A 23079-nucleotide genomic window follows, 5' to 3' on the forward strand; every position below is an offset into this window, starting at 1 on the left:
GCGTGATAACGCCGGTATAATCAGTTAAAAACTATCTCCAGTAAAAAATGAATGGTTAGAGATTAAACGTGGCGAAATACAAAGAGACTCTCAATCTCCCCAAGACCGCTTTTCCCATGAAGGCCAATCTAGCCAAGCGCGAACCCGATCTTCTCAAGCGCTGGCAAGAAATGGATCTTTACGGGAAATTGCGGGAAGCAGCACGGGATCGACCCCGCTTTATCCTCCATGACGGTCCTCCCTACGCCAATGGCGCTATTCATATTGGCCATGCCGTCAATAAAATATTGAAAGACATTATCGTCAAATCCAAGTCCTTGAGTGGATTTGATGCCCCCTATGTGCCTGGTTGGGATTGCCATGGTCTGCCTATTGAGTTGAACGTGGAGAAAAAGGTCGGTAAACCGGGGCGGAAAATCGATGCGGCAGGTTTCCGCCAAGCCTGTCGGGATTATGCCCGGGAGCAGGTCAATACCCAGCGTCAGGACTTCGAGCGTTTAGGGGTGTTGGGGGATTGGCCCCATCCCTATCTCACCATGAATTACCGGTTTGAGGCGGATATTATCCGCGCTTTAGGGAAAATTATTGAGAAAGGACATCTCCATAAGGGGGTAAAACCGGTCCACTGGTGCGTGGATTGTGGTTCCGCCTTGGCGGAGGCGGAAGTCGAGTATCAAGAGAAAACTTCACCGGCGATTGATGTCCGTTTCCCAGTGGCGGAGGAGGCGGAGTTACTTGCCCGCTGCGAAGTGGAAAGCCCCGGTGCCGGCCCCATGAGTGTGGTGATTTGGACCACCACCCCCTGGACGCTACCGGCCAATCAGGCCGTCGCCTTACACCCCGCTTTGAAATATGTTTTGGTGGAGTGCGACGCCGGTCAGGGCCAGGAACGTTTGCTTCTGGCTGAAGGGTTATACCGGGAGGTACTGGCCCGCTATGGCGTGGAGTCCTCGGTAGTTTTGGCCACTTGCCAGGGGGATGATCTGGAAGGGTTGAAATTGCAACATCCGTTTTATGAGCGGACGGTACCAGTTATCCTGGGGGAACATGTCAATTTGGAAGCGGGTACGGGAGCCGTTCATACGGCGCCCGGCCATGGCCAGGACGATTATGTGGTGGGCAGCCGTTACCGATTGCCCGTAGACAATCCAGTGGGAGGAGATGGCCGCTTTTTGCCCGAGACTCCCTTGTTTGCGGGTGAACCGGTATTTAAAGCCAACGAGCATATTATTCAGGTCCTCAAGGAGCGAGGGGCCCTGCTCTGTGAGCAGCGCCTTCAGCACAGCTATCCCCATTGTTGGCGCCATAAAACCCCTATCATTTTTCGGGCAACGCCCCAGTGGTTCATCAGTATGGATCGGCAAGGTCTGCGTGGCGCGGCCCTTGAAGAAATCAAAAAAACCCGTTGGCTCCCCGGCTGGGGACAGCAACGGATTGAGGGCATGGTGGAAAACCGGCCAGACTGGTGTATTTCCCGCCAACGGGCTTGGGGAACCCCCATCCCTTTGTTTGTTCATTGCCAAAGCGGTGAGTTGCACCCCGAGACCCCTCGGCTCATAGAAGAAGTGGCTCGGCGGGTAGAAGAGAAGGGGGTGGATGCCTGGTTTGAGCTGGAGCCGAGCGAGCTGCTGGGCAGCAAGGCCCCGGAGTATGAGAAGGTCGGCGATACCCTGGATGTTTGGTTTGATTCCGGGGTGACTCATGCCTGTGTTCTGGCGACAAGAGAGGAGCTAGGCGTGCCGGCGGATCTCTACCTGGAGGGCTCGGATCAGCACCGGGGCTGGTTCCAATCCTCCCTGTTGACCTCGGTGGCGATGCGGGGTACGGCGCCTTACCGGACGGTGTTGACCCACGGTTTTACCGTGGATGCCGAGGGCCGGAAGATGTCGAAGTCCCGGGGTAATGTGGTGGTTCCGCAACAGGTGATGGGAAGTCTGGGCGCGGACATCCTTCGCCTGTGGGTAGCGGCTACCGACTATCGGGGCGAGATGAGCGTCTCGGATGAAATCTTAAAGCGCATTGCCGATTCTTATCGCCGCATGCGCAATACCGCCCGTTATCTGTTGGCTAACTTGAATGGCTTTGACCCCGCCGCCCATGGGGTGCCGGTGGAAAATATGCTGGCCCTGGACCGCTGGGCCATGGATCGGGCCTTCTTGCTCCAAGAGGAGATTCTCCAGGCTTACGAGGATTATAACTTCCATCTTATCTATCAACGGGTACACAATTTTTGTGCCGTAGATTTGGGGGCGATTTATCTCGATATCATCAAAGATCGCCAATATACGACCCAAGCGGACAGCCGCGCCCGGCGTTCGGCCCAGACCGCCATGTACCATATTGCCGAGGCCCTGGTGCGCTGGGTCGCTCCGGTATTGAGTTTTACCGCCGATGAGATTTGGCATCATCTTCCCGGTGAGCGGGGCGAATCGGTGTTTCTGACCACCTGGTATCAAGGGCTGCCCCCCTTGGAAGAGGAGGCGCCCTTGGGTCGTACTTTTTGGGATGTGGTGTTGGCCGTGCGGGAAGCCATTGCCAAGGAGTTGGAGCGGGTCCGGGTGGAAGGGCGGATTGGTTCTTCCCTGGACGCGGAAGTGGACCTTTATGCCGAAGAGGCCTTATACCACACCCTCATGGAGATTGGCGATGAACTCCGTTTCGTATTAATTACTTCCTATGCCCGTGTGCATCCGGCCCAAAAACGCCCCTCTGATGCCCTAGAGACTGAAATGCCGGGCTTGTGGACGGTGGTGACTCCGTCCAGTTATCCCAAGTGCATACGTTGTTGGCATCACCGCGAGGATGTAGGAAGCCATGGGAATCACCCTGAATTGTGCGGCCGTTGTGTGGAGAACATCGAGGGTGTGGGGGAACAGCGGGTTTTTGCTTAGTATTTTTTGCCGGATACGCGACGCTTAATCCGGCCTACGGGCTATTTGTTAGCGCCGCCTAGAAGGCCTTGAGGCCGTTTCCAGCAAGGTCATTGCCCGAAACAGATGGGTTAGCCTCCATTAATTTGCTAAATTCTCCCCATTTAAAACACGACCTAGCCGGGGGATCAGACAATGCGGTGGTCAGAGGTACTACAAGATAAGTCCCTGCGGGAGCTGCCCTATAAAATTGAATTGAATGAATACGGGAAAATTGTGATGACTCCGGCCTCCAATAGGCACGGCTATTTGCAGAGTAAAATTAGTTATATGCTCCGGCAAAACGTACCAGATGGGGAAGTGATTAGCGAGTGTGCTATTGATACGGAGAAAGGGGTCAAAGTGGCGGATGTGGCTTGGTGTTCGGATAAGTTTATGACTGCCCATGGGTTTGAGACGCCTTATAGTGAGGCCCCTGAAGTGTGTGTGGAAATATTATCCCCCAGCAATAGTCATCAGGAGATGAAGGATAAAATGGCCCTCTATTTTCAACGGGGAGCGAAGGAAGTCTGGCTGGTCAGTGAGAGGGGAGAAGTCCGCTATTTCGATTCTCAGGGTGAGCGCGAGCGCTCACTTTTGGATTTCCGGATAATCTTATAAGTTTATAATGGGTAAATTGATGCTGAAATGGTTGTGGCTCTCCATGTTGATAATCCTGCTGGATCAAGGGACCAAATATCTGGCGGAACATCAATTACAGCTCTATGAGCCGGTTCCGGTATTACCTTTTTTTAATTTTACTTTGGCTTACAATACCGGCGCGGCTTTTAGTTTTCTTGCCGATGCCGGTGGCTGGCAGCGGTGGTTCTTTGTGGGGCTGGCGCTCACTGTGAGCATAGGGTTGGTTTTTTGGCTGTACCGGCTAGGGTCAAACGCCCTGTGGGAAGCGGTGGCTGTAGCGCTGATTCTTGGCGGAGCTTTAGGTAATGTGATTGACCGGCTCTGGCATGGTCATGTTATTGATTTTATCGATTTATATTATCAAGGTTGGCACTGGCCCGCCTTTAATATTGCCGATTCTGCCATTACCGTGGGCGCCGCGCTGCTCATTATACAAAGCGTATTTGGCAAGCCAGCCCCCTGAGGTAAAGCAGGTTACTCAATCTCGTGAGTGATGTGGGTGGATTAAGATTTAGACCTTTTGATTTCTCTGTGCTCTTCGTGTCTTTGTGGTGATCTCATGGATTATCCGGGCTAAATCCTAGCCCTTTTTCCAATCATCTTCGCCAGTCCCAATTGTGCCATTATTGTTTTCATCCCATCTCCGGACGCCGGTACTGGTCAGTTCCAGGAAGCCATTGCCTGCCTGGGCGTTTTTGGGAGTTGCCCGTAAGGTGTAAGTCGTCGCATTAGTAGGATTTACAATGGTCAAGTCGTAGAACTTGTCCGCCCCATCGAGAGGTGCCTCGGTGGCGAAGATGGCGGGAGTCCCCGTATCGCCTCCCCCGCTGGCGGCACCCTCATAGGTATTGTTTTCCGTGAAATGGCGCTCCATGGCGGCGGCAAAAGCTATCAATGCCCCTTGGGCATCGCCTCGTCGGCTTTTTCGCATGCTTTCCTGATAACTAGGAAAGGCGACACTGGCCAGGATAGCGACGATTGCGACCACGATCATGACCTCTATTAAAGTAAAGCCCCGTTGTTTTCGTCGCGGTTCAATAGTCTTCTCTTGACTGTCTATTTTCATGTGGCTTCCCATGTCTTACAGAATTTCTAGCGCAGTTGGATCCAGGATATGCGGCCCGCATAGCCGGGCCCGGCATTTTCACGGGTGACTTCAATATTGCCAGTCGAACCACTGGTATATTTGAACTCCTGTCTCGGATTTGTCCCTGGACCGGAGATAACGCCCGGGGTGGGGATAATGCCTACCTTCGATTTTTTGCCGCCGGGAGGCGCATAGTCATCGTTGCTATCGCCATTGGTATCGCCCACGTTGATGTAGTCGGCATTATCAAAAATTCCGTCATGATTGAGATCAAAGGGAGCAAAGGACAAGTGTCCGCCGTTGGTCGCATCCAGCTCCATGAGCCAACCGGTGCCACCAAAGTCGCAAAGTTCATCGGAAGGGATCAGGGTGGTGAAAATAATACGGCCGTTGCGTAGCAAGGAATCACTAACTTGCTTTTCACCATAGTTGTTGGTGTTGTTGTTCTCGGTGTTCACCAAATCCATATACCAGCCCTTGTGGGTGGACCAATCAATAGTATTTCCCGTGGTGACTCGGAACTCGAAGGTGGTGTCAGCGGATCCATTCCCGTCGGTATCAAAGGCCTGGGCAACCTCCTGGGTAATCTCCTGCTGTAGCAGGTTGGAACGGTTAAAGGAAGTGAGGCTGGATTCATTTTTATCCCAGATGCCATAGAAAGTCTGGGTGGTTTGACCACTCTGGCTGTCGTCATTGGTTTCGAGATATTTCCCGGTACCAAAATAAACCATAAAGGTATTGGGTTCCGTGGGATGGTGACCCACTTGGGGGCGGGTGGTAATGGGTTGGTAGCTGTTGTCAGCGGCCTTGGCGGTAAACAGGGGGAATAGGGTGCTGCCGCTCTTAAAGGAGATGTCCCAGGAACTGGCATTGCTGCTGGTGACATCAAATTTCCATAGATTACCGAAGAGGTCCCCCCCATAGATGTAGTCGACGATAAAATCCCCATTTACATCCACAGGGGCCACGGTGGCTAATCCATTGGGCCGATTCTGGAGGGTAGGGTCAAGGGCTTTCCCCACCAGCGTATCGATTTTCTTAATCAGCGTGCCGGTTTCCGCATCTACGATGAAAAGTACCGCATTACCAGTGAGGCTCCCGTTGCCATCGTTTTCGGTGTTGTTATAGCCATTGCCAAAAACCACCGCCCATTTGCCGTTGTTCATGCGCACGATGTTCGGCTCGCTAAAGGTATAGCCGAGATCGGGATCATCGGCGTCGGTGAATTCCCAAAGCACCTTGGAAGCGATGGTGCTCTCGCTTGTGGTGGTACTAGGGGCGGTGGTGATATCCAAGGCGAAGATGCCTTGACCTCCCCCCCGAAGTCCTCCGGCAAGCACGGTGTGCCAATCACTACCGAAGAAGGCGTCCACCACGGTGGGGGTCCCATCCACATAGTAGCGGTGGTTGTAATTGGGATCGCTGAGTTGATTGAGGTTTTCCAGGACAGCATTAGGGACATAGGCAAAGCGTTCTTCGCCGGTGGTGGCATCGAAAGCGTGGAGCATGCCGTCATTGGCTCCTACATAGACCATGGCCTCCCGGCTCGTTGTACTCTTGAATGTAGAGTAATTCGCTGTTTCCAATGTATCGGGATAGCGGAATTGAGGGGCTGTGCCCACGTATACAGGCGAAGAATGGACAATATCGCCGAGCTTATGAACCCGTTCGCGAAAGCCGGAAACTTCGGTACCCCTAATGTAATCAAGACGTTCACTGCCTCGACCATCGGCGGTGCCAGTGGCGGGATCGGTATCCAGGGCCGTGGATTGGACGACATCCATCTCGGAACTGGCGGGGGAGGTGGGGTCCGTGGGCCAACGGAAGGGAATTCCGCTACTGGTAGAGGGTTTGTAGGTGACGATTTTTCGATTGTTGTTTGAAACCTCATCCAATAGCTCCGCCGCCTCCCAGTTTTTGGTGTCCAAGCTGCCATCGCTGTTAATGGGAAAGTCCAGCAGTTGCCCGGTCCAAGTGCCGCTGTTGAAGCGGGCTTGGTAAAGATGGCTATCGGTGCTGATGGAGCCGGTATTTAAGGCCACCGAAGAGTTAGAAGAAGTTTGCTCGATAATTTCATCAAAGGCCTTGGTCAATTGATCTTCCAGTTTCAGGGCATTGGTGACCAAAAAATAATTATCAGGGATATTGTCACTGTTAATGTCCCATTCGGTTCCTTGGGGGATGTTGTCTTTGTTCCGGTCATTGAAACTGCCCCATTTGGAGGCGTACCACAGGGGATCCTTCAATAAGGTGGCGGCGCTGCTGGTTCCCGGTGTGAAAGTGCGGGTCGTGGTTAGGGGGAGGGCAGCACTATCTTGCCAGCCGTTGCCAGGGGTCGCTCCAGGGGGTGTGTCGAGGAAGTAATCGGGATCTTCCGCAACAGGGGTATCATCATCCCTGACCTCTAAGTAGGTGCCGTCGGCGGTGGTGCCAGAGATCACGTACCCTATATGCTGGATGACGCAGCCGGCGGAGTAGGTGGAGTTTAGGGTAATACTCACGGTGCCATCGCTATTGACCTGGTATTCATATTCCACAATCACATCCATGTCATGATCGGCCCCTTGTTCTACATCCTCGTAGTTGATGCGGAATTTGCCGTAAGTGGAAGTCACTGTCTCGGCATAAAAATCCACAATTTGATCGGTGGGCTGGAAGTCCCCCTCGGCGCTGCTGATGTCACTGACTTCGCAACCGCTAGTGGTGCCCACTGACTTGGCGAAGGGGACCAGGGTCAGGGTTTGGTTGTTGACCGGGATCTCGATTTTCGGTAAAGGCGAGGCCAAGGCGACCCCGAAGGTGCTCATTTTTTGTTCCCCATCAGCGGAATGGAGATCATTAGTATGGCCAAAGTAAGCCACGCTGGCGGCGTAGTAGCCCCCTAGCTTGGTGGGCTCTTCCGGGGATAAGCCGCGGATATTCCCTAGGCTGGTGACATTTTTCGCCGAGGGGGCGCCATCAGCGTCTGTGCCTGATTGGCCAATAAAATGGCTCCCGGCCACTCCTGGTTCATGGCTGGAGATGGTGTCCGCGAGGGTTTGGCTGTTGAGACCGGAAACATCCCCGCTGAAGCTGGAAAAGTAATTCCCTGGGATTTGATCCGTGTCGTAGGAAGGATTGATATCGCTAATGACAATTTGGAAAGGTTTTGAACAAGCCGGGAAATTGGTGTCCGTGTAAGGATCATCCCAGCTAGCGGCGGGCAGCCCCAGATCGGTATCTGGTGAGGTATTCGTCCAATAATCGGGAGTGGGGGAGGCTTTGCCAGCAAAATAGCGCAATCCTTCGTACATCATTTCAGCGATGGGATTGCCCCAATTAGGTTGTTCCCCTTCATTAATGGGGCGGGTACTAATCCAGGCGTCTGGCCAGCCGGGGCTATACTCATGGTCCCCATAGTCAAACTGAATGATCCTGAGGTTATCGATGGTTTTGATGATCCCGCTGGTGGAGGTAAAGGCGCCAGTATTAGAATCGATCTCATCGGTAATGCTCCCCATATTTTTTCTTAACACCCCGCCGGAAGTGTTTTTGGCATAGGAGCCAGTGAGCAAGCCAAAATACATGCTGTCGTTTTCGCCGTATTTTTGCAGTAAGCCGGTGGGTTTATATGATGAGGAACCGTACTGTTGGCAATTTTCTTCTAGCAAGGAGGAGGCGCAGGCCAATACTCGGATGGAATAATCCGTTGGCGTGCCCAAAGAGGTGTCAGCTACAGGCCGTTCTTTACTGACCCACTCCCAGATGGGGCTTGATTGGTTCTGGAGCAACCGCAGCACGGGTATATTCCCATCAGCAAGACTGGTCACCGCAAACAGGTGCCGATTTCCCGAGGTGGGTAAGGCTAGTGGGGCGTATTGACTGAGATCATAACCATCCACGGCAGTACTGGTGTACTGTTTGCCCCAGCTATGGGCGTCTTGAGGAATGAAGGCCCCAGCTAGGACCGTCTCCGAGGCCGTGTCGATGTCCCGGTGTCCGCCATAGAACACTTTCCGGAGGGCATCCATGCGAGAAGTGGTGAGATAGTTGAGAAAATCCCCGCTCCAAGCACTGGAGCAGGTCTTGTCACTGGTGGCGGCGCTGGGTTCAAAGCGGTTGTCGCCGCTATCATAGAGGTAGCACTTGTAAGAATCGAAATAGCCGTAGTAATCGATAAGCGTGGGTTTATAGCCAATTTCAATGGTGCCATCCCCATTAAGATCAGAAGCATCGTTATAAGCTTCGTAGTAAAGCTTATGATCTTTCCCCATCACCAACATGGTTAGTGGAGAGGCATTGTCAGTGAGAAAAAGCGGTGAGACACTGAGGTCCAGATCAGCGCCTTGGGCAGGACTGAAATAACCCAGAGTGACTACAGTGGCTAGGGAATAGGCGGTAATTTTAAGCCGAGGCTTTTCCATCTGTGATTGTTGATTCATGTCGTTCCCCTTCATAGGGTTCTATTTCTCAAATTTACTGTTGCGGTGAAGATTCGCCGCAGGCGCCTATCGTTGGGGGTCGTGGTGGCCCCATTGAAGGTATAGGGTTGGGGGGTAGCGGCTAGGTTATCTTCCAAGGTTTGTAGCAGCAGGCTGAGGCGCACATTGATGACATTATTCCAGTCGGTCACGCTGTCCGCGGTCACGTAAAGGTTGGCCTCCCGGTTACCATCGGTATCTTCGCCGTAGAGGATTTGTATATCCTCCACTCCTTCGATGAGTTCTTGGGGAGCGGCGTTGCCTACTATCCGGTATAGGGCCGGGTCACCTTCAGGGTTGTTGCGGAGGTAATAGGTGCTGGTGGTGACCCGAATGATGGCGGCCTTGTTGGTATATATTTTTCCGAGATCTTTTGTGGCATTGCCAGGGGTGCCAACCCCAGTGTTATGGGCCAGGCTGCCGGAGGTGTCCGGGTTCGCGCTGCTGATTTGAAAGATGGCCGAATCGATGCAGTCGGAGACCATGACAATATCAAATTGGCTCAGACCATTATCGGTATCGGTATGAAGGTCCGCAGAAGTATTAGGCATGAAGGGAGGCTTAACCTTGGCCAGATTCCCCGAGGCATGGCGAAGGGTCAGCACATCCCGGCCGCCCAAAGGGCTGGTGATGGTGCTGTCCAGAGCCGGAGTCCAGGTGGTGGCGCTGGTGGCCTCGAAGCCCTGCAATGCCGTGGAAAAATCCCAAGCATACTGGCTGGCGTTGTTGAGGGTATTGACGATACGGGTGGTGCTTCCGGCGCAACCGAAGAAGCCGGCGCTGCGCACATCCCGGCTGATAAGGTTGATGGCAAAGCGTCCGTTTTCCTGGAGCCGGGAGAGGGCTTCCTGGACCCGGTACCCCTGTTTGCTGTTGACAAAAACCTGGGTAACCCCAGCCGTGAGTAGAAGGCTGACTGTGGTGGCGACTAAAATCTCCGTTATGGAGAGACCTCGTTGTCGGCGCCGTAAATGAAGACCAGACCGGTTCATCTCTCGGTACTTACAACTCTTAGAAGCGACGGGTATAGGTGGTCTGGAGAATGGCTTGAGCGTCGTCGCTCCCCCCCGTGCCCCGGGCGGTAATTCGATAGGTATGCCTTCCCACTTCATCATTTTGCCTGCCAATGACGAGGGTGTCTTTGAGAAAGGAGTGGTATTCGATAAGGTGTCTGGGGGCCGTCTTTACCTCGGTGAGGGTGGCATTACCATAGATGCGCGTGTCGCCGCTGGTTTTCCACCAATTGATGTCGAGAAAGTCGCCTCCATTGAGAACATTAATTTGCCACACCAGATCACAAGGGGGCGTGCTGCAGCTGCTTTGGGGAGTGGGTTCGGTGATTTGTTGCCCCAACCAATCCTCGCCAGCTCGCAGGGCTGCCTCAGCAGCCTGGAAGGCCAGGTTCTGGTCGCGCATATTGCCTGCCATCTTTTCCTCTAGGGCCGTGGTCTGTACGGCGGTTACCCCGATAAGGCTCAGGACAAGCAATATTAAGAGGCTGATGATGAGGGTCGCACCCTGTTGTGAGGGATGATTGGTAAGCGCCCCAGCGACAGTTTTGAGGGGTTGGTTTTTTTGAACTCTATCCCAGCCAGCACACTCTTCTTCGTGCCCACAGCGCACCCTACTGGTCGGCTTGCAGGGGAGGGTGAGCTGCGCGAAACCGACCGCGTTCTTCTCAAAATTTTTGCCGAGATACCTAGAAGTTGCATTCATAATGTTCTATTTCTCAAATTTACTGTTGCGGTGAAGACTCGCCGCAGGCGCCTATCGTTGGGGGTCGTGGTGGCCCCATTGAAGGTATAGGGTTGGGGGGTAGCGGCTAGGTTATCTTCCAAGGTTTGTAGCAGCAGGCTGAGGCGCACATTGATGACATTATTCCAGTCGATGACGTTATCTGCGGTTACGTAAGCATTCGCCTCCCGGTTACCATCGGTATCCTCGCCGTAGAGGATTTGCATATCCTCCACTCCTTCGATGAGTTCTTGAGGAGCGGCGTTGCCTGCTATCCGGTATAGGGCCGGGTCACCTTCAGCGTTGTTGCGGAGGTAATAGGTGCTGGTGGTGACCCGGATGACTGTGGCCTTATTGGTGTATTCCTTTCCTAGCTCTTGAGTGGCATTGCCGGGGGTGCCGACCCCAGTGTTATGGGCCAGGCTGCCGGAGGTGTCCGGGTTCGCGCTGCTGATTTGAAAGATGGCCGAATCGATGCAGTCGGAGACCATGACCACGTCAAATTGATTGAGGCCATTGCCGGGATTGGTTTGGATATCGGCGGAGCCAGGGGGTGTGCCTCCAGGATGGAGAACGACTTGGGTGGGATCTCCCGAAGCATGGCGGATAGTGATTACATCTCTGCTATCTAGAGGATTTGTGATACTGGTATCTAGGGCAGGGGCCCAAGTGCCTGGGCTGGCGGCCTCGAAGCCCTGCAATGCCGTGGAAAAATCCCAAGCATATTGGTTGGCGTTGTTAAGGGTATTGACGATACGGGTGGTGCTTCCGGCGCAACCGAAGAAACCGGCGCTGCGCACATCCCGGCTGATAAATTCTATGGCGAAGCGCCCATTCTCCTGAAGCCTGGAGAGGGCTTCCTGGACTCGGTAGCCCTGCTTGCTGTTGGCAAAAATCTGGGTGATGCTTCCTATGAGAATGAAGCCTGCCGTGAGCGCTACTAAAATTTCGACTATGGAGAGCCCCTGTTGCAGGGGTCTTGAAGGGAAACTTGGCGGGCTCATAGCTCGGTACTCATGGAGAATTGCTTGGTTATGGGATCGTTACCGTCGTCATTTTCGACATTCTCTTTTCGTGCCCAAGTTTCGTCCCATTGCACCGTGACAGTAATGACACTTGGGCTGGCAACTACGGGCTGGCTGATTCCACCATCGCCCGCAGGCAATGCGATAGTGAGATTTTGAATCCAGTCGTTCACGTCATAAGTCGCTAATTCGTCTGCTGCGCAGTTCGTTGCAGTACAGTCTTTTGCAGGGGTGACGGGCGTGGCGTCTAGGGCGAGGTTATAGTTGCCACTCAGAGCGACAGTGCGGTTGGCGCGCATCCGGTCGACGATGTCATAGGCTAGCAAAGTGGCTTGGCTGCGCAGATAGGCGCTGTGATTATTGCGTAAACCGGTGGCTTGAAGTCCCGCTAGCCCTAGTAGTCCAACAGATAGGATTACTACCGAGATGAGGACTTCCAGCAAGGAATAACCTTTTGCAAGAGGAGCTATTAGTGCAAAGTGATGCTTCATGAGCAAGTCGCCTCGGTTGAGCGGACACGGCCCGTGCTGTTGATGACAATTTGGCGGGCCTTGGGAGGATGGCATAGGGTGAGGGTGCCCATTTGGAGTGCACCATCGGTGCGTTGCGTCGTCCCATTGGGTATGTAGGAGATATAGTTAGCCACATGGGTATTTCCCGTCAGGTTATGATTAGGACCTCCCTCCAGGGTCTCATGGACACGGAGGATGGTTTCTCCCGCATCTAGGACGGCATCTTCGTTGACATCGACGAAGATGATCCAACCGCTATCCCAGCCAACGGTGCTTGAAGTATTACACCCTGGTGAAGAACTCGTGCTGTTAGTGCTTTTGCAAACGGTGATCCGTTGTCCTCGTTTGACTGCTTCGCTACGGGCGAGATTTAAAGTGGTGATGAATTCATTGGCTTGAGTCACCATTCGATTATTTCTGATGGTTTCCTGAAAACTTGGAATTGCCATCGTGGTTATAATCGCGGCAATGGCCATCGTGATAATGAGCTCAACTAAGGTAAAACCTCTAAAACCTCGCCTAAAAATGCACATGGTGTTATTCATAGTGGCCTAGATCGTGCTGTTAGCCAGTGATGGAAAAAAGGCGTGTAAATATTTATGCCTAGAATATCGGGTCTTTCAAAGTGAGATGTGAAGCATTCTGCAAATTTGTTTTTGGCCTTGGAAAAAATTTGATAAATGCCTCCATCCACTCGGATTTGGTGCTTATTGCCCTTGGCTAGGAGCGCCCTAAAGCTTCCATTTATAGGTTTTGATCGGCAAAAATCGTCGTAACTTAAGACGTCGTCATATCGTTTCCCTAGGTATAATTCAGGTTAAGGTGGTTGCATGCAGTTACTGGGATTGCAAGATGGATGTTGAGTCGTCGCTTCACTCATTCTCCAAGTTCGTCCTGAACTTTTTGAATGAGTGGGTTGGCTCAACCAGCCTCAGCCCTCCTGCCTGCAGCCTGCCTGCAGCAGGCAGGCAGGCAGGTCGGGGCTACGGTCGAAAGTGAAGAGAAATCGACTCACCCTAGGGTGCATCTCCCAGCCCTAGGCTCTGAGGTCAAAATCGAACTAGCACATTGCGGCAAGTGTGCGAACGATGAGACTGAACGACCTTTCGATTCTTTGGCGAGGGAACCTTAACTTTTAGAGTAGCGAAAGCTAATGAATAGCGTTTTTGTATTAGACACTGATAAAACACCGCTGATGCCGTGTAGGCCATCAAGGGCTAGGCGGTTATTACGGGATGGGAGGGCCGCGGTTTTTAGGATGCAGCCCTTTACGGTCATCCTGAAATACCGGGTTGTCCCCACCCCTCAGCCGGTTGAATTTAAGGTTGATCCGGGCAGCAAAACCACGGGCATGGCCCTAGTCGGTCATTTCTCTGTGCAGGGACGCGTCGTGCTGTGGGCCGCCAATCTAATGCATAGAGGGCAATCCGTGCGCGATAGGTTAGAGAGGCGCCGCCTATTGCGCCGAGGCCGCAGAGGCAGAAAGACCCGCTATCGCGCCCCCCGGTTTTTAAATAGAACTCGCCCTCAAGGCTGGCTAGCGCCTTCGCTGCGATCACGGGTGGAGAACGTCTCGACTTGGTTTAACCGCTTACTCGATAGAGCGCCCATTTCAGCATGCCATATTGAGACCGTGCGTTTTGACTTGCAGAAGATTCAAAACCCTGAAATTAGCGGCGTTGAGTATCAGCAAGGGGAATTACAAGGTTATGAAGTGCGTGAATATGTGCTGGAGAAATGGGGCAGAAAGTGCGCTTATTGCCATAAGACAAATATCCCGCTAGAGATTGAGCACCTTGTTCCTCGATCAAGAGGGGGTAGCCATCGGGTATCTAATTTAACCTTGGCCTGTACGCCCTGCAACCAAAAGAAGAATAGTAAAACGGCGGCTGAGTTTGGCTATCCGCACCTGCAAACGAAAGCTAATCAGCCCTTGAAAGACGCCGCCGCGGTCAACGCCACCCGCTACGCCATCGGGCGCGCTATTCAGTCCATAGGGCTGCCGACTTCTTTTTGGAGTGGCGGCAGAACCAAGAAAAACCGACTCTCTCAAGGCTATGCCAAGGACCATTGGATAGATGCGGCCTGTGTCGGTGAAAGTGGCGAGCAAGTGACCCTCGCCGAAGGTGATCGCCCGCTGCAAATAAAAGCCACGGGACGCGGCACGCGGCAAGTTGTCAGAACTGATAAATATGGTTTCCCACGGGGCAAGGCGGGACGCTGTAAGCGAGTGAAGGGATTTCAAACGGGTGATCGGGTAAGACTCATTCAGCCCAAAGGCAAGTATGAGGGCGCACACACCGGAATACTGGCGGGCATCCGGGCTAACGGCGTCTTTGATATCAAGGCCAAGGCCGGAAAGATCTCGGCCAACTGGAAAAATTTCAAACTAATCCAAAGAGGAGAGGGTTATGACTACGGCCTTTCGGCTGTCTGAGCCAAACACGGCGACGACAATAAGTCATCCGGCCCTCCTGCCTGCAGCAGGCAGGCAGGCAGGGGGTGGGTCATTAAACATCCATGTTTAATTCCAAGGAAAGAAGGATGCGTGATGTGGTGGTCGTGGGTGGCGGCCTTATCGGGATGTTGACGGCCCGTGAGTTATGTTTGAGTGGACTGAAGGTGACTTTGCTGGAGCGGGGTCGGGCGGGACAGGAGGCTTCCTGGGCGGGAGGGGGTATTCTCTCCCCCCTTTATCCTTGGCGCTATCCGGATGAAGTCACCACCCTTGCCGCTTGGAGCCAACCCCGCTATGAGGCCCTTTGCCAGCGCCTTTGGCAAGAAAGCGGGGTGGATCCTGAATGGACTCCTAGCGGCCTGTTAATGTTGGAGGAAGAGCAAGAGTCGGAAGCGCGGGACTGGGCTGAGCGCTGGGAGGTGGCGCTGGAAGTGCTGGATAAGTTTGGCCTGAGGCAATGGGAGCGGGCCTTAGGGCAGGATGCGGGAGCCACTGGGCTGTGGATGCCGGGGGTCGCTCAGGTGCGCAATCCCCGGCTGGTGCGGGCGTTACGGCAGAGTTTGGAGAGTCTAGGGGTGGATATTCGAGAAGGGGTTGAAGCGACTGGCTTGTTGATTCGCAATCAAATCGTGACCGGGGTGGCTGCTCGAACAGGTTCGGTGGCCGCTGAGCGGGTGGTGGTCACGGGAGGGGCTTGGAGCGGGCAAATATTGGCGGAAATTGGGGTCCGCTTAGCAGTAGAACCGGTACGGGGACAAATGATTCTGTTTCGAGGACAGCCAGGCCTGTTATCGAGAATGGTGATGTGGCAGGGACGTTACTTGATACCGCGCCGGGATGGGCATATCCTCGCCGGGAGTACCGTAGAGTATGTCGGCTTCGACAAATCCACCACGGAAGAGGCGCTGGAGGAACTGCGCGATGTCGCCCATACCCTGGTTCCTGCGCTGAAGTCGCTGGCCGTGGAACACCAGTGGGCGGGATTGCGCCCCGGTTCGCCTCAGGGCATTCCCTACATTGGGGAACATCTCACCCTCAAGGGGCTTTATGTCAATACCGGCCACTTCCGCAATGGTGTGGTGACCGGTCCGGCATCGGCTCGTTTATTGGCGGATATCCTCCTAGGGCGGGAGCCTATTCTGGACCCGGCGCCCTACACTTTTTCTTTATCCCCCTAGAGCTGTAGGATAGACGCATAAATTGCCCTGTTTCATGGGGGGCATCCTTCATTTTCGATAGCATCGAAAACCTCACGGATACTTTGTTCACTTACGATTACCCTTACTTTTCGTCGAATCACTTGGCAGCCTAGATAGAATAGAGAGAGCACGCGCCGATGTTTTATCGAATTGGCCTGAAACTGATAATGTAATTGTTGCCGCTCTGTCAGCCAACCCACGGCCCAGGCCACCATGCCTGCCAAAGCCGCAATCAACAGCAACACCTCAATGCGGTGCGGGTCACGACTATAGGCCAGATTAAAACTGAAGCCATAGGCTGGACTTTTCAAATCCCGGAACCCTTCTTCAATCTGCATCCGCGTACGATAGAGTTTCACCACGCGCTTGGCCGATTGACGACCGCACAAGGAGCTGGCCAACAACCACGGCTCCTTCGCCGCCAGACGGTATTCGGCTATCGACTTGCCATGCCGACCCCGGGCTTTTCCTTTGAACAAATAGAACCTACTCTTTAACGGGTTCTTACGACACATCTCTACCGCTCCGAGTGCCTTCGCTCGGCCACTGGCTTGCGCCCATAATTCTCGGCAGGGCCGCCATTCCCGCTCCCCCACCGGTCGGTAGGATTTTCGCCCCCGGATCCGGCCTACGTAATCCCAGCCATAACTCACAATTTGCTTAAACCAGGGGTTATGAAATCCGGCGTCCGTGATAATCACGGGCCGACTCGCCGCCGGTAACAACGCCTTGAGCGTCTTTAAAAAAGCTCGCTGCACGCGCTCATTCCCCTGCTGCGATTGCGCATGGACCGTCTCATACAGGGTCAACGCCCGTCCCGGCGCCACTAATGCTGCCCGCAATACATACAAGTCTGTGTTCGGTAGATGACTCCAATCTACCAGTATCCACGGCCGCCGTTTGTTTCCCACCAGCTGCTTGACTAACGCCTCATACACCGCTTTGCTTTGGGCTTGGACGTACTTATTCCCCATAAATCGGTCCGACCGCCGTATCCCACTGCGCTCTTGAATCGGTAACTTCAATGACCGACCCAGCTGGGTTACCGATAACCGCTTCGTCTCCAAGACCGTCTCCACCAACAACACCAACGTCCACAAGCGTTTTAAATGCATGATCTCCGACAACATCCGGTGTAAAATCTTCTTCACAGGCACGGGAACAACCTCTCTTCGGTTTTTAATCGTGACCCGTATGAGATCAGATGTCTCCGTGCCTGTCTACTCCTTCTATTCTTGCAACCGCTTGTTTCTTAATTAAACAATTCCCTTTTATCCGTCTATACCTCAGCCCCTAGAGGGGACAAGCGTTTTCTGATTGGATAAGCGGATTTTTTTTTGATGGTGCGCATCGCGATGCTCTGCGCACCCTACTGCCACAGGGGCGGCCGTAGGGCGGGTTGAACCCCGTGAAACCCGCCTTTGATTTGCCTTCCTCCCCTTTTCCCCCGGCGCGGCTTCAGGAAAGGAAAGTCGGCGCTACCGCGGGGAGGGGCTGCCGCCCCAGGCCCTCACCCTAGGGGCTCGGCCAATACCCTTAAGAAATTTTCGCCCTGCTCTGCTTCTAGGGAGAGAGTTCTACCTTGTCCAGAACTCAGGTTACTGCTCAGGCGGCACATATTCTTGGGGGGGGGCCGAACCTTCACCAAAGAAAAACTTTTCCATTTCTTGTTCTAAGAATTGCCGGGCCTTGGGATCGACGGGGGTCAGGCGGTATTCGTTGATCAACATGGTTTGATGTTTCATCCACATCTGCCAAGCTTCTTTAGAGACCTGCTCGTAGATGCGCTTGCCCAATTCCCCCGGATAAGGGGGAAAATCCAAACCTTCGGCTTCCTGGTCTAGTTTGACGCAATGTACAGTACGGCTCACGGTTTATGTTCCTTCTAATTGTTCACGCAGTCTCGCCAACAGCCGCAGGATGGGAGCCGGGAGGCCACGCTTATGCATTGTTCCCATTTTACACCAAACCCGGTCGCTGGGTTCCATGACTTGGCACCTCTGACCTTGTATGCGAGCCACGACGGGTTGGATATCTAGGGTAAAGTGAGTGAAATGATGGCGCACAGGAGGCCAAGTCATCACCTCCTCGATTGGCCAGCCGAGCTGCTCCTGGGACCAGAGGGCCAACTCTGTGCGGGGGGGACACTCAGGAAAGCTCCATAATCCTCCCCAGATTCCGACGGGGGGGCGGCGTTCCAATAACACCTCTCCTTGGTCATTGAGCAGCAGCAGCATGCGGGTGGTGCGCAGGGGTAAGCGTTTGCGGGGGCGAGGGGGGGGATAAGCCTCCGGGTTCCCTTGGGCATGGGCTCGGCAGGTTTTCTTGACTGGACAGGAGGGGCAGCGGGGATGGCGCCGGGTGCAAACGGTAGCGCCTAGATCCATGATGGCCTGGGTGTAGTCTGCAACGCGGGTCTGGGGGAGAAGTTCCTCGGATCGCTGCCAGAGTTGTTTTTCTACCTTCGGTTGGCCCGGCCACTCTGGAATGGCTTCCTGTCGGGCCAGCACTCGCTTGACGTTGCCATCCAAAATAGGGTGTCGCTGGCCAAGGGCCAGAGCCAGGATAGCGCCAGCAGTGGAGCGGCCGATCCCCGGCAACTCTATGAGTGCCTCCAGGGTCGTGGGCAATTCGCCGCCATGGGATTCCCAGGTCAACTGGGCGGCCCGATGTAGGTTGCGGGCTCGGGCATAGTAACCTAGCCCTGTCCACAGCCCTAAGACCTCATCCACGGAGGCCTGAGCGAGGGCCGGCAGCTCGGGAAAGCGTTTGATAAATCGTTGGTAGTAGGGGATGACGGTGGCCACCTGGGTTTGTTGCAGCATGATTTCCGAGATCCAGACCCGGTAAGGCGTAGGATTGTGTTTCCAAGGCAGATCTTGGCGTCCGTGGGCGTCAAACCAGGTGAGCAGGCGTTGACTGAAAGCAGTCCTGCTCATGGGGCTGTCCAGCTTTCCAAATTTTGTACTATTTCCCGGGCTTTTTCCGGCAGGAGGCGTTTGAGAAGATAAGGACCGATGACCGGGGGAACCCAAAAAGTGGGGATTAACTCTGCCCTGAATTGGAGCTGGGTATTGCCATTGATGGGCATGAGTTTCCACTGGATTTCGCCGTGGGTGAAATCGCTTTTCTCCGGCAGCATTACGGCCTGAATGGTGCGCTCACTCCAGCTAAAGTCCTGAACGCTTTGGAGGGTGAACCAGAACCATAGAATCCCAAACTGGACGTGGACCCGTACCCGGTGGCGGCCGTCGGGAAAGCTGCATTGCAATTCACTCACCTGGATGCTCCGGTGGAGGCGGTCCATGTGATTGAAATCCAGCAGCCGTGCCCGCACGACCTCCAGGGGGGCTCGCAGCCGGACTTGGCCGCTGATCACATAACCCGCATTGTGGCGCCATACCTCCAGGTTCTGAATCCCAGCGGCTGCCATCCGGCTAAGCATAGTTTGCGGAAGATTTTTAGAGCTAGAAAATTCCTTTCAATCTATTTTTAAGCTCTTCCTTTAATTGCTGCTCAGGCGTTGAGGGTGTTTCGCTAGGAGTTTCCCCTTCGGCAGGCGGGGTTTCTTTGTCGGGCTCAATTCCCAAGAGCTTATCTAGCCCCTTTTCCAGTTCTTTCTCGATGTCTTGCCGCTTCTCTTCGATGAGTTTTTCTGCTTTAGCTTTGATAATGCCTTCCAGGTCAACACCGTATTTGGGTTGGTCGAAGGTGCCACTAATCTTGAGGGGAACAGTGACGCCTTCCAGCTCGGATAAGGCTTCTCCCTTCTGACCCTTGAGGGTCTTGACGATGGCGACACCCAATTGGTAGTCGAGGGTTTCTTGGACGAGATTAGCCGTCCCTTGGCCTTGAACCCGGAGAAAGGGGGATTGGGCCTTGAGATCATTATTTTTTAGAACCCCATTGGTCGCCTGCAGGGTCCCTTCCAGTATGGTGAAGTCGGTTTGCTCTGGCTCCGTGGTGGGGGGGAGGGGTTTGCCTTCCAAAGTAGCTTTGGCTTCCCGGATGAGGCGGGCAATATTGATGCCTTTGACAGCCCCGTCGGAAAAGGAGAACCCGGCGGCGCCGTTAAGGGTACGCCGGATGGCTTCCGGGGCAGCACCGGTGGCCGTCAGTTGGGCATTCATATTGGCCGTGCCCACTATTTTGTCCTTACCCATCAGATCCTTGAGAAGAGGACCGGCTTGGATCCCCTCGAGTTTTTCATCAATGGCCAGTTTGGGGGGGGCACTGCGGGCATCTAGCTGGACATTACCGGTGTAGGTGCCTTGGTAGAGCTTAGCGTATAGAGGGTGAAGTTGTACCCACCCATCTTTGGCTTCTAGGGTAATGCGGATACCCTCGCTATGGAGGCCGCCGGCGGTAAGCTCACCTATCTTTAATGTCCCGCTGGCATTGAGGGCCTGTAAAGCTTCCAGGGGGAGTCCCCCTGCACCGGCTGCCGCACCCGCGCCGGGAGGGGTCGGTGGCGTAGGTTGAGGTGCCTCCTCGGAAGGGGGTGGCAGGTAGCGATCCAAGTTAATGGTGTCTAGGGCCAGGTCAAAGCGGATAGCGGGCTGTTGGAAGTTGCGTACGGTCATTGCCCCCTTCAGGGTGCTGTCGTCCAATTTGAGCACCAGCCCCTGGGCGTCGAAATCCTGGGGTGAGGCGGAGAATTTCAGCGCCAACCGGGCCTGGTTGAGGACGGCTTCGTCCGCAGTGGGAGGAAGTTCCAAGGCCAACGCTTCCGCCGCGCGGCGAGGATTGAATTGGTTGCTGACAAGGCGGCCACTGAAACTAGGTTCAGTTAGTATCTTAGTGCCATCGATATGGCCATTTAGATGAATGCCGAGGGTGGCGAGGGTGAGATCTTGGAGGGTTAAGGTCCCTTTGTTGAGATCCATATTCGCCGTCGTGGCCAGCCTTGCGTTTAAGGGTTCGGGGAATTGGGGTGTTTTAACCTGGGTTTCTAGCTGGAGGCCCTGGAAGCGATACCGTTGGGCCGCAAGATCCCCTTCCAGGGAAGTATTCAGGGTAAGTTGCGCTTCTTGTGGTCCTTTCACTTGACTGGTGAGTTTGAGATCACTCACGGTCAATTGCTGTTTAGCCAGTAAGGCATCTACGTTAGCATCTAGCTGCAGCGCCAGTTGTTCGATGGGCAGTGCTGGACCGGCTGCGGTAAGCTTGAGGTCCGTATCCTGGAGACGGTAATGGTTGGTTTCCAGATCGGCCATCACCTCGCCACCAAAATCCAGGTGTCCATGGACCGCCGGCTCACTTAAGTCAAAGTCAAACGCCAGTTCCATCTGGATCGGCTCCCCGGGCACCAGGGGATCGGTAGCTAAGTTCAGCTGTTCGATGGTATAGCGGACATCTTTCACCTCATCGCGCCAGTGGATGCGGGCTGCTTCGATTTTGAGACCGGCGATGGCAATGCCTGCAATAGGAGGCGGGGTTCCTTCCTCTTCGGGAGGTTTGGCCTCGGGGGGCGCTTCCTGGGGTTTTTCTGCCAGCAAATCCTCCCAGTTGGTTTTCCCTTGGGCGTTACGAGCTAGATTGAGATCAAGGTCGCGCAGCACCACTGTATCCATCACCACGCGCTTTTCAAATAGGGGCAATAACTTGACCCGAACTTCCATATCCGCTGCTTTAGCAAAGGAGGCTTTTTCAAAGCTGGGAGGATTGCTGAGACTGACATCTTTAAGGGCGACTCCTAACCAGGGGAAGAGGCTGAGATCGATATCCCCCCCAAGGGTCAGTTCTCGGCCTGTGACTTTTTTAACCTGGGAAGTGATCTGCGGTTTGAAATCATTGGGGTCAATGATGAAAGGTAGAACGGCAGCCGCAATCACAATGAGCAGAATAACAACAAGGAAGGTCGAGAAGAGAAATTTTAAAAATTTCTTCATAAATATTAGTTCCTTATAAATTCCTCGTTTGGCAATGGTGTATCTGGGGAGGGGCGCTGGTAGGAAGCATTGAGATAAGGCGCTAGCTGTCGCAGCAGTTGGACATCCGGTTTATGCACTCGCGTGACTGAGGGATTCTCAGCCTGTTGCAGCAACTCCCCCACCTTACGAAGCAGGGAATAGGTGTTGAAAAGACGGAGATTCTTGTTTTCTGAAGTAAACCCATGAGGGGCTAAGGCCCTAGGAGGATGATCACTGTGGAGATCAACGACAAAATAGTGCTTCTCTTCAAGGGGACTGTGAGGGGGAGAGATGTCCACATGGGTTAATAACCGCTCTAGTAATTCATAGGTCGATAGAATTTCACTTTCGGATAGCCGGGATGGATCGGCAATAGCTAATAACATCAACTGCTTATAGATCGTGGCGATATCTTTGTCAATGCCAGCCCGTTTGGCGGCAGGAGGTACCTGATGCAGAATTTGGTAGTGTTCAGCGTAGCGATAGAGCTGATTAAGTTCAAGATAAAGCTGGGGGGGAACCGGGTGAGCGATGCGAAATAGATGCAATAGGGCATGGCTTAGTTGTTCGCAGGCTCGGATGGCGGCAAGTAGTAGGGTTTTGTTCTTACTTGGCTTGTGACCTAGCTGATATCCTTGTTTGACGACCGTTTTATAGCCGTTTGCCAACATTAGGGGGAGTTGGGTGATATTCTGGGCAACTTGCTCCCGTTGTGTCGAGGGGACGGGAAGTTGGCGTAAGTACAACGGATTAAAGCTAAGCAGCATGGTATTGATGGGATCCCGGTAAATGTCGAGCAGTTGAACCCGGTGTTTCTCTTGGAGGGGCTGTTCATTCAATAGAGTTAGGGCATCTAGCAGGGCCCGGCTAGAGTGGAGTAAATTCATCACCGGCAATTTCCGGGTCCACTGTTTTATTTTGTTTTCACGGGTCTCTACCAGCGGATTTTTATCATCCAACAACCGGGGAGTGGACAGCAGAAACGGGCCAGAGGAATCTGCTTCAGCGGAATTGGGATGGGGCTTGGATTTCATTTCGAAATGGAATCCAAACCCAGTCAGCCGAAAATTTTCCCTCATTTCATAAATCCCCTCATTCCGCATTTATTTAGAGACCACTTGATTCGTTCGGACTGGAGGGG

At 53.8% G+C, this 23079-nt stretch carries 18 protein-coding genes; 5 read left to right on the forward strand and 13 right to left on the reverse strand.

Annotation, left to right across the window (positions count from 1 at the left end):
* The first annotated feature begins 68 nt into the window (after positions 1-68).
* From ileS to lspA, 3 genes are all read left to right on the forward strand, one after another.
* Positions 69-2891 carry an isoleucine--tRNA ligase gene (gene ileS, locus NHAL_RS04440; RefSeq protein WP_013031971.1) on the forward strand — a complete coding sequence of 941 codons (2823 nt, stop codon included), beginning with the start codon at positions 69-71 and terminating at the stop codon, positions 2889-2891.
* A 174-nt stretch (positions 2892-3065) separates the two neighbouring features.
* The gene (locus NHAL_RS04445) at positions 3066-3530 is read left to right on the forward strand and encodes a Uma2 family endonuclease (RefSeq protein WP_013031972.1); all 465 of its coding nucleotides are present in this window, start codon (positions 3066-3068) and stop codon (positions 3528-3530) included.
* Positions 3531-3549: 19 nt separating this feature from the next.
* A complete protein-coding gene (lspA, locus tag NHAL_RS04450) occupies positions 3550-4014 on the forward strand; it encodes a signal peptidase II (RefSeq protein ID WP_041355406.1) in 465 nt (154 codons plus the stop codon).
* Between the two features lie 117 nt (positions 4015-4131).
* Here lspA and NHAL_RS04455 read toward each other — a convergent pair whose 3' ends face one another.
* The 7 genes from NHAL_RS04455 to NHAL_RS04485 are packed head-to-tail and all read right to left on the reverse strand — an operon-like array spanning position 4132 to position 12914.
* Positions 4132-4617, reverse strand: a complete 486-nt coding sequence (locus NHAL_RS04455; protein WP_013031974.1) for a type IV pilin protein — start codon at positions 4615-4617, stop codon at positions 4132-4134.
* Between the two features lie 26 nt (positions 4618-4643).
* Positions 4644-9059, reverse strand: a complete 4416-nt coding sequence (locus NHAL_RS04460) for a pilus assembly protein (protein WP_013031975.1) — start codon at positions 9057-9059, stop codon at positions 4644-4646.
* 11 nt (positions 9060-9070) lie between these two features.
* Positions 9071-10090, reverse strand: coding sequence for a PilW family protein (locus NHAL_RS04465; protein ID WP_013031976.1), 1020 nt, complete (start codon positions 10088-10090; stop codon positions 9071-9073).
* A 19-nt stretch (positions 10091-10109) separates the two neighbouring features.
* Complete coding sequence (locus tag NHAL_RS04470; RefSeq protein ID WP_013031977.1) at positions 10110-10814, reverse strand: pilus assembly PilX family protein; 705 nt, start codon at positions 10812-10814, stop codon at positions 10110-10112.
* Complete coding sequence (locus tag NHAL_RS04475) at positions 10811-11836, reverse strand: PilW family protein (protein ID WP_013031978.1); 1026 nt, start codon at positions 11834-11836, stop codon at positions 10811-10813. Before NHAL_RS04475 ends, NHAL_RS04470 begins: the two co-directional genes overlap by 4 nt.
* Positions 11833-12348 (reverse strand): type IV pilus modification protein PilV, encoded by a 516-nt coding sequence (gene pilV, locus NHAL_RS04480; protein WP_013031979.1) that lies wholly within the window; start codon positions 12346-12348, stop codon positions 11833-11835. The genes NHAL_RS04475 and pilV overlap by 4 nt, the downstream gene beginning before the upstream one ends.
* Positions 12345-12914 (reverse strand): GspH/FimT family pseudopilin, encoded by a 570-nt coding sequence (locus NHAL_RS04485; protein ID WP_013031980.1) that lies wholly within the window; start codon positions 12912-12914, stop codon positions 12345-12347. The genes pilV and NHAL_RS04485 overlap by 4 nt, the downstream gene beginning before the upstream one ends.
* A 608-nt stretch (positions 12915-13522) precedes the next feature.
* On the opposite strand from NHAL_RS04485, the gene iscB reads away from it, so the two are divergent.
* Both iscB and thiO read left to right on the forward strand, forming a co-directional pair.
* Entirely contained in the window at positions 13523-14806 is a 1284-nt protein-coding gene (iscB, locus tag NHAL_RS04490; RefSeq protein ID WP_013031982.1) for an RNA-guided endonuclease IscB, read from the forward strand.
* A gap of 107 nt (positions 14807-14913) precedes the next feature.
* Positions 14914-16005, forward strand: a complete 1092-nt coding sequence (gene thiO / locus NHAL_RS04495; RefSeq protein WP_013031983.1) for a glycine oxidase ThiO — start codon at positions 14914-14916, stop codon at positions 16003-16005.
* A gap of 32 nt (positions 16006-16037) precedes the next feature.
* Here the strand turns inward: thiO and NHAL_RS04500 are convergent, their stop codons facing one another.
* From NHAL_RS04500 to NHAL_RS04525, 6 genes are all read right to left on the reverse strand, one after another.
* Positions 16038-17177, reverse strand: a complete 1140-nt coding sequence (locus tag NHAL_RS04500) for an IS4 family transposase (RefSeq protein ID WP_238985334.1) — start codon at positions 17175-17177, stop codon at positions 16038-16040.
* A 447-nt stretch (positions 17178-17624) separates the two neighbouring features.
* Positions 17625-17897: an oxidative damage protection protein gene (locus tag NHAL_RS04505; RefSeq protein WP_013031984.1), complete on the reverse strand. Its 273-nt coding sequence runs from the start codon at positions 17895-17897 to the stop codon at positions 17625-17627.
* A 3-nt stretch (positions 17898-17900) separates the two neighbouring features.
* Positions 17901-18965, reverse strand: coding sequence for an A/G-specific adenine glycosylase (gene mutY, locus NHAL_RS04510; protein WP_013031985.1), 1065 nt, complete (start codon positions 18963-18965; stop codon positions 17901-17903).
* The gene (locus NHAL_RS04515; RefSeq protein WP_013031986.1) at positions 18962-19471 is read right to left on the reverse strand and encodes an SRPBCC family protein; all 510 of its coding nucleotides are present in this window, start codon (positions 19469-19471) and stop codon (positions 18962-18964) included. The genes mutY and NHAL_RS04515 overlap by 4 nt, the downstream gene beginning before the upstream one ends.
* 22 nt (positions 19472-19493) lie before the next feature.
* Positions 19494-21917, reverse strand: a complete 2424-nt coding sequence (locus tag NHAL_RS04520) for an AsmA family protein (RefSeq protein WP_013031987.1) — start codon at positions 21915-21917, stop codon at positions 19494-19496.
* Between the two features lie 5 nt (positions 21918-21922).
* Entirely contained in the window at positions 21923-23017 is a 1095-nt protein-coding gene (locus NHAL_RS04525; protein ID WP_157862479.1) for a hypothetical protein, read from the reverse strand.
* Between the last annotated feature and the right edge of the window lie 62 nt (positions 23018-23079).

The sequence above is a fragment of the Nitrosococcus halophilus Nc 4 genome, assembly GCF_000024725.1.
GTDB classification, from domain to species: Bacteria; Pseudomonadota; Gammaproteobacteria; order Nitrosococcales; family Nitrosococcaceae; genus Nitrosococcus; species Nitrosococcus halophilus.

Bases quoted from the DNA above. Each gene is read 5' to 3' on its own strand.
- NHAL_RS04445 (WP_013031972.1), top strand. From the start codon at position 3,066: ATGCGGTGGTCAGAGGTACTACAAGATAAGTCCCTGCGGGAGCTGCCC.
- lspA (WP_041355406.1), top strand. From the start codon at position 3,550: ATGCTGAAATGGTTGTGGCTCTCCATGTTGATAATCCTGCTGGATCAA.
- NHAL_RS04455 (WP_013031974.1), bottom strand. From the start codon at position 4,617: ATGAAAATAGACAGTCAAGAGAAGACTATTGAACCGCGACGAAAACAA.
- NHAL_RS04460 (WP_013031975.1), bottom strand. From the start codon at position 9,059: ATGAATCAACAATCACAGATGGAAAAGCCTCGGCTTAAAATTACCGCC.
- NHAL_RS04465 (WP_013031976.1), bottom strand. From the start codon at position 10,090: ATGAACCGGTCTGGTCTTCATTTACGGCGCCGACAACGAGGTCTCTCC.
- NHAL_RS04470 (WP_013031977.1), bottom strand. From the start codon at position 10,814: ATGAATGCAACTTCTAGGTATCTCGGCAAAAATTTTGAGAAGAACGCG.
- NHAL_RS04475 (WP_013031978.1), bottom strand. From the start codon at position 11,836: ATGAGCCCGCCAAGTTTCCCTTCAAGACCCCTGCAACAGGGGCTCTCC.
- pilV (WP_013031979.1), bottom strand. From the start codon at position 12,348: ATGAAGCATCACTTTGCACTAATAGCTCCTCTTGCAAAAGGTTATTCC.
- NHAL_RS04485 (WP_013031980.1), bottom strand. From the start codon at position 12,914: ATGAATAACACCATGTGCATTTTTAGGCGAGGTTTTAGAGGTTTTACC.
- iscB (WP_013031982.1), top strand. From the start codon at position 13,523: ATGAATAGCGTTTTTGTATTAGACACTGATAAAACACCGCTGATGCCG.
- thiO (WP_013031983.1), top strand. From the start codon at position 14,914: ATGCGTGATGTGGTGGTCGTGGGTGGCGGCCTTATCGGGATGTTGACG.
- mutY (WP_013031985.1), bottom strand. From the start codon at position 18,965: ATGAGCAGGACTGCTTTCAGTCAACGCCTGCTCACCTGGTTTGACGCC.
- NHAL_RS04515 (WP_013031986.1), bottom strand. From the start codon at position 19,471: ATGCTTAGCCGGATGGCAGCCGCTGGGATTCAGAACCTGGAGGTATGG.
- NHAL_RS04520 (WP_013031987.1), bottom strand. From the start codon at position 21,917: ATGAAGAAATTTTTAAAATTTCTCTTCTCGACCTTCCTTGTTGTTATT.
- NHAL_RS04525 (WP_157862479.1), bottom strand. From the start codon at position 23,017: ATGAGGGAAAATTTTCGGCTGACTGGGTTTGGATTCCATTTCGAAATG.